The sequence below is a fragment of the Candidatus Allofournierella excrementigallinarum genome (genome assembly GCF_944388085.1).
GTDB classification, from domain to species: domain Bacteria; phylum Bacillota; class Clostridia; order Oscillospirales; family Ruminococcaceae; genus Allofournierella_A; species Allofournierella_A excrementigallinarum.
On record NZ_CALXHK010000080.1, the window covers coordinates 1 to 6,483 of the forward strand.

Annotated in this window: 6 protein-coding genes; all 6 read left to right on the forward strand. The window is 68.5% G+C overall.

Features of this window, described 5'->3' with window-relative positions; genetic code table 11:
• Positions 1-1,777 (forward strand): extracellular solute-binding protein (locus ACH2AT_RS10495; RefSeq protein WP_394965869.1); only part of this gene is annotated, 1,777 nt, incomplete at its 5' end.
• A complete protein-coding gene (locus ACH2AT_RS10500) occupies positions 1,743-2,651 on the forward strand; it encodes a carbohydrate ABC transporter permease (RefSeq protein ID WP_394965871.1) in 909 nt (302 codons plus the stop codon). The genes ACH2AT_RS10495 and ACH2AT_RS10500, both read left to right, overlap by 35 nt.
• Positions 2,645-3,499, forward strand: a complete 855-nt coding sequence (locus ACH2AT_RS10505; protein ID WP_394965873.1) for a carbohydrate ABC transporter permease — start codon at positions 2,645-2,647, stop codon at positions 3,497-3,499. Before ACH2AT_RS10500 ends, ACH2AT_RS10505 begins: the two co-directional genes overlap by 7 nt.
• Before the next feature lie 13 nt (positions 3,500-3,512).
• Positions 3,513-5,003, forward strand: coding sequence for a hypothetical protein (locus ACH2AT_RS10510; RefSeq protein WP_394965875.1), 1,491 nt, complete (start codon positions 3,513-3,515; stop codon positions 5,001-5,003).
• Positions 5,000-6,046 carry an ABC transporter permease gene (locus ACH2AT_RS10515; protein WP_394965876.1) on the forward strand — a complete coding sequence of 349 codons (1,047 nt, stop codon included), beginning with the start codon at positions 5,000-5,002 and terminating at the stop codon, positions 6,044-6,046. Before ACH2AT_RS10510 ends, ACH2AT_RS10515 begins: the two co-directional genes overlap by 4 nt.
• A gap of 37 nt (positions 6,047-6,083) precedes the next feature.
• The coding region (locus ACH2AT_RS10520; RefSeq protein WP_394965878.1) for a DUF3048 domain-containing protein at positions 6,084-6,483 on the forward strand (400 nt) is incomplete at its 3' end.

Consider the following 6,483-nt stretch of genomic DNA (forward strand, 5'->3'; position numbering starts at 1 on the left):
CATCCTGGTCGCCGCCGCCGAGGACTCGCCCTCGGCGCTGGTGGATGAAAACGGCATGATGAGCGCGATGAGCGCCTGGAAGCTGGATCTTGCCACCGGCGAGTGCACCGAGATGACCGAGCTGCTGGGCGGCCTTGGGGGCAGCTACATCTCCGGCATGGCGGCGGACCCCACCGAGCCCGGCGCGTTTTACAGCCTCTCCTATCAGGAGAGCGGCGTGCATCTGATGCGCACCGGCACAGACGGCGCCATGACCACCGTGTTTGAAAACCTGCCCGACGCCTCTGCCGCGGCCTTCGCCGCCTGCGCCGACAGCGACGGCAACTATTACTATGCCTCCCAGAAGGGGATCTATCGGCTGGCCAAGGGCGGCGATCTGGCGGAATTGGTGGTGGACGGCGCGGGCACTGTGCTCTCGGCGGGCGAAGCCAGCCTGATGGGCCTTGCCCGCTGCGCCGACGGAAGCTTTCTGGCGGTGAGCCTGGAGAGCAGCAGCGACCCGGAAGGCGACACTGCTTACAGCGGCCATGTCTATCGGCTGTTCTGGGATGAGACCGCCCCCGCCCGGGGCAGCGGCGAAGCGCTGGTGGTGTGGAGCCTGGAAAACAGCGACACCGTGCGGGCGGCCATCAACGAGTACGAGGCGCAGTATCCCGAGCGCACGGTGGACTACCAGATCGCCCTGGAGAGCGGCGGGGCCGCCGCCGACGCCATCACCGCGCTGAACACCGCCCTGCTGGCGGGTTCCGGCCCGGACGTGATCATCCTGGACGGGCTGGACTGGCAGGTCTATCAGGAGCAGGGCCTTCTGGAGGACCTCTCCTCCTGGGTGGACACAGAGGCCCTTGCGGGCAACATCGCCGGCCCCTTCCTGGGGGAGGGCGGCTCGGTTTACGTGCTGCCCGCCCGCTTCGCCGTGCCGGTGCTGGCGGGCACGGAGACGGACCTGGCGGCGGCCTCCAGCCAGGAAAGCCTTTCCGGCTGGCTGCTGGAAAAGGCCGCCCGCCCCGCCTGGGACTGCCAGAGCAAGGACTACTACGAGCCGCTGGACGAACCCTACGGCCTGGGCTTCATCAGCATCCAGCAGCTGCTGGACTTTGCGCTGGAGACCAGCGCCCCGGCCCTGACGGAGAACGGCGTGAACGGCGAAGCGGCGGCGCAGGTGCTGGACTTCGTGCAGCAGGTGGGCGCCTATTACGGCATGGACGGCTACAAAAACCTGATGACCAACGCGGTGGTGGCGGGGGAGGCCGGCGGCGAGGCCGTGGCCTACGGCGACGGCGGCTACGAGTGCTTTTTCACCCACAACGCCGCCATGGCGTGGGATACCATGACCACCCCGGCCTATGTGGCGGCGGCCCGCAGTGAGGGCGACGGCTACACGGTGGCGCTGCGCCCCGGCCTGTGCGAAGGGGCCTTTTTGCCCAAAGTGATGGCGGGCCTTTCCGCAACCAGCGCCCGCAAGAACGAGGCGGGCCAGTTCGTGGCGGTGCTCTTTGGCGACGAGGTGCAGTCCACCTGGCAGCAGGACGGCATGCCGATGCGCGCGGATGCGCTGGAAAGCAGCATCAACGCCTGCTGCAAAAAAGACGAAACGAAACAGAACGTCCGTCAGATCGTGGACGCGCTGAAGACCCCGGTCACCATGCCGGACGAGACGGTCGGCAACGCCCTTTTGAAGGCAGCCACAGCCCTCATCGGGGGCGAAGCCACACTGGAACAGGCCCAGGCGGAGGTGGAGGATGCGCTCAAGCTTTATCTCGCGGAACAACAATAAACTTTTGCGGCCCGGCCTGCGGCAGGAGCGGCGGGCCGCGGCGCTGCTGCTGGCGCCCAGCCTTGCGGGCGTCGCGGCGTTTTATCTGCTGCCCTTTCTCGAGGTGGTGCGCCGCAGCTTCACCGACGCTTTGGGCCGGCGGTTCGTGGGCCTTTCCAACTACCAAACGGTGCTGGCCAACAGCGCCTTTCGCACGGCGGCCTCTAACACTGCCCGCTTTTTGTGCGTGTGCATCCCGGCGCTGCTGGCGCTGAGCCTTGCCATGGCGCTGCTGGTCCGGGCGGCGGGGAAGCGGGGAAAGGTGTTTTCCGTCAGCTTCCTTTTGCCGCTGGCGGTGCCGGTGGCCAGCGTCGTGCTGCTGTGGAAGGTGCTTTTTGCCCAAAACGGCCTTGCCAACACCCTGCTGACAAGCCTGGGGGCCCAGCCGGTGGACTTCATGGGCACCGGCGCGGCCTTCTGGGTGCTCATCGCCACCTACCTGTGGAAGAACAGTGGCTACGACATGGTGCTCTGGGCCGCGGGGCTGGAGCGCATCCCCCAAAGCCAGTACGAGGCCGCCGCGGTGGACGGGGCGAACGCCTGGCAGGCCTTTTGGGCCGTCACCTGGCCGGGCCTTGGGCCCACCTTTGGCCTCACCGCCCTGTTGAGCCTCATCAACAGCTTCAAGGTGTTCCGGGAGGCCTATCTCGTGGCGGGGGCCTATCCCCACGAGAGCATGTATCTTTTGCAGCATCTGTTCAACAACTGGTTCCTCAGCCTGGAACTGGGGCGCATCACCGCCGCGGCGGTGATCGTGGTGGGCGTGATGCTGGCCGGGGCGGGGGCGCTGTGGGCGCTGCGCCGCCGGCTGCAAAGGAAGGAAAAACGATGCTGAAACGATTCTTCTGCCTGGCCGCCCTCACGCTGCTGGCGCTGTTCACCTGGTGGGTGCTGTGGTTCATGGGCATGGGGGCGCTCACCGGCGAAGGAGAGCTGCTGGCCACCATCGGCCCGGCGCTGCAAAGCGAGAAAGAGCAGGCGGCCGTCTGGTGCCTTCTGCCCAGCTGGCCCACCCTGCAGCCGCTGGTGCAGCTTCTGCTGGACACGCCGGAGTTCTTCGCCATGTTCTGGAACGCCTGCAAGCTGGTGTTTCCCCAGGTGGCGGGGCAGCTGGCGGTGGCGGCCCCGGCGGCCTGGGCCTTCAGCAAGCTGCGCTTTCCCGGGCGGCGGGCGCTCTATGCCGCCTATCTGGTGCTGATGGTGCTGCCCTTCCAGATCACCATGGTGCCCAACTACCTGGTGCTGGATAAGCTGGGCCTGATGGACACCCCCTTCGCGGTGATCCTGCCGGGGGTGTTCTCCGCCTTCCCGGTGTTCATCATCAAAAAGGGGTTCGACGCCGTGCCCCAAAGCCTGCTGGAGGCCGCCGCGCTGGACGGCGCGGGCCCCCTGCGCAGCTTTTTCTCGGTGGGGCTGCCCTTGGGCCTGCCTGCCGTTCTGAGCGCGGCCACCCTGGGCTTTATCGAGGCGTGGAACGCCATCGAGCAGCCGATGATGTTTTTGCAGGACAGATCCAACTGGCCCCTGAGCCTTTACCTTTCCAACATCACGGTGGAGGACCTGGGCCTTGCCATGGCGGCCAGCCTGATGATGCTGGCCCCGCCGTTGCTGCTGTTCATGGCGGGGCGCAGATATCTGGAGGGAGGCATCGGCCTCTCCGCTCAAACCAACGATGGAATGTGATGGGATGAACTGTGTGAACAAAACAAAGGAACTTTTTCCGGCGGCGGCCCGCGGGGCAAAAAAGCTGACCGCCGCCCTCTCAAAGCAGGCGGCGGGGCGCTGGGCCCTGCGATTTTTCGCCGCCATGGTGGTGCTCACCCTGGCGGCCCGGGGCACCTCCGGCGCGGCCCTGCCCCGGGTGAGCCTCGCCGCGCCGGGCCGGGGCACCATCGTCCAGAAAGCCTCCGCCTCCGCCGAGATAACGGCGGGGGAGAGCGGGGCGCTGGAACTGCCCGCGGGCGTGACGGTGCGCGCCGTTTACGCCGCCGCCGGCCAGCAGCTGAAAGAGGGGGACGCCATCCTTCTGCTGGATCTGGAGCAGTTGCAGGACGAGCTGGCCGCCGCAAAGGCCGCCCGCTCCCAGCAGGAGGCGCAGCTGGCGAGGCTGAGCGCGTCCACCACGCCGGACGGCAGTTCTGTGGCCTCGGCCCGGCAGGGCCTGGACCGGGCAAAAGAGGACTACACCCGCACCGATGAACGCACCGCCGCGGCGGTGGACGAGGCCCGGGCCTCCCTCGCGTCGGCCCAAACGGCCCGGGACGAGGCGGCCAAAGCGCTGGAAGAGCTGGAAAGCCGGGCCGACCCCGCCCCCACCGACGAGGAGCTGGCGGCGGCCCGCGGGGCGCTGGAAGAGGCCGAGACGGCCCTTTCCGGGGCAGAACAGGCGGTGAGCGGCGCCGAGGCCGACCGGGAGGACCTGCTGCTCTCGGCGAAGCGCAGCGTGGAAAACGCCGAGAGCAGCCTTGCCCAGGCAAACGAGGCCTATTCCCAGGCCCAGGCCAGCGCCTCGCTGACGGCCCGGACCAACGCCGCCGAGGCCGAGGCCCTGCGGCTGGAAAAGGAAAAGAACGACGAAAAGATCGACCTGCTCGCCTCCCTTGTGGAGGCGGGCGGCCTGGTGCGCGCCCCTCGCAGCACCCTGCTCACGGTGTGCGATTTGGAGCAGGGCCAGCCCTGCCCGGAAGGGGAGTGCCTGCAGCTGGCCAAAGAGGACAGCGAGATGCTGGTGCAGTTCACGCTGCCCGCCGAGCAGGCGGAAAAGATCACCGCCGGGCTGTCGGTCACCGTCACCCAGGGCTCCGTCAGCGCCGGGGCCGTGGTGCGCGGGGTGGAACTGGACGAGGAAAAGCAGACGGGCCTCGTCACGGCGGTGCTGGACGAAACGGCGGCGGGCTTTAAGGCGGGCACCGCCCAGGCGGAGCTGGTGTTCTCCCGCACCGCCTACGACCTCTGCCTGCCGGTGTCGGCCCTTCGGCAGGACGGCCAGGGCAGCTATGTGCTGGCGGTGGAGGAGACCCAAAACGCCTTCGGCCTCTCCCTCACCGCCCTGCGGGTGCCGGTGACGGTGAAAGAGGTGGACAGCGACGGCCAGTACGCCGCGGTGGAGGGCTCCATCAGCGGCGGAGTCATCGTTTCCTCCACCCGCGCGGTCAGCCCCGGCGCGTCGGTGAGGCTGGAAGAATGAGGCGGGCGCTCACGGCCCTTGCGGCGCTGGCGCTGGCGCTGCTCACCGCCGCAGGCATGAAAAACGCCGACGCCCTGGCCGCCAACTGCCAAAGCGTCAGCCTGCGCTGGCGCCGGCCCATCGCCGCCGAAACGGCCGAGGCCGCCCGGGAAAAGCAGCCGGGCCTCACCTTCTGGCGCGAGGAGACTGCTTCCCTTGGCTCCCTCTGGCGGCAGGCCGAGGCCGCCGTGCTGTATTACCGGGGAAACGCGTCCCTGGTGTGGGGGGCGGAGTGCCTTTCCGGCAGCATGCCCTCCCCGCTGGACGCCGGCGGCTGCGCGGTGTCCACCGCCCTTGCCTGGCAGCTGTTCGGCAGCGAGGACGCGGTGGGCCTGACCCTCTTTCAGGAAACGGCGGAATACACCGTGCGGGGCGTGTTCGAGAGCGAGGAGCCCGTCGCGCTGCTGCCGAAGGCGGACGCCGCCTTCACAGCGGCAGAGCTGCCCCTGGAGGAGGGCGCGGGCGGGGATCCGGCGGCCCGGGTGGACGCCTGCCTTGTGAAAAGCGGCCTGCCCGAGCCGGGCTGGCGGCTCTACACCCCCCTGCCCGCCGCGCTGGCGCGGGGGCTGGCGTGGCTGCCGCTGGCCTTCGGGGCGGCAGTGCTGGCGGCTGCACTGGTGCGCCGGGCGGCGCGCCTTTCCTTCCCCGCCCGGGACGCGGCGTTCTTCGCCCTGCTGGGGGCGGCGGCGCTGGCGCTGCCCGCCTTTCTTTCGGCCTGGCCTTCCTGGCTCACCCCCACCCGCTGGAGCGATTTTTCCTGGTGGGGCCAGGCCGCCGGGCAGCTTTCGGAGATGGGCAAAGCCTTCCTCACCGCCCCGTGCGCCGGGCGGGACCTGGCCATAAAGACCGGACTTCTGGCCCAGGGGGGGCTCGCCCTGCTGCAATGCGCCCTGTGCGAAGCGCTGCGCTGCCGCTTTGCAGCGGCGGAAATGCGGCTGCCCCGAACGGTTGCCCCTGCGCAGGCGGTCTGTTATAATGAAACAGACGAGGAGGCGGCGTGCTGACCGCCTTCAATAAAACCGAATACAAGGGGGCAACGCAATGAAGCGTTTGTTGTGCATCCTGCTGGCGCTGGCCATGTCGGCCGGCCTGTTCACCGCCTGCGGCGGCGGCGAGACCATTACTTCCGGCGGCGGCGGACCCGCTGTGGAAGCCACCCCCGAGCCTACCCCCGAACCCTACGACGCCAACGTGCTCACCGGCTACGAAAAAACTGCCGATTACGCCGAGGGCCAGCGCATCACCGCGGTGATGGTGAACAACATCACCCAGTGCCGGCCCCAGCGGGGCCTGTCGGAAGCGGACATGCTCTTTGAGATCAAGGTGGAGGGCGGCATCACCCGCTTCATGGCCCTCTTTACCGGCTATAACAACATCCCCGACATCGGGCCCATCCGCTCTGCCCGCGACCAGTTCTTCCGGCTGGTGCTGCCCTGGCAGC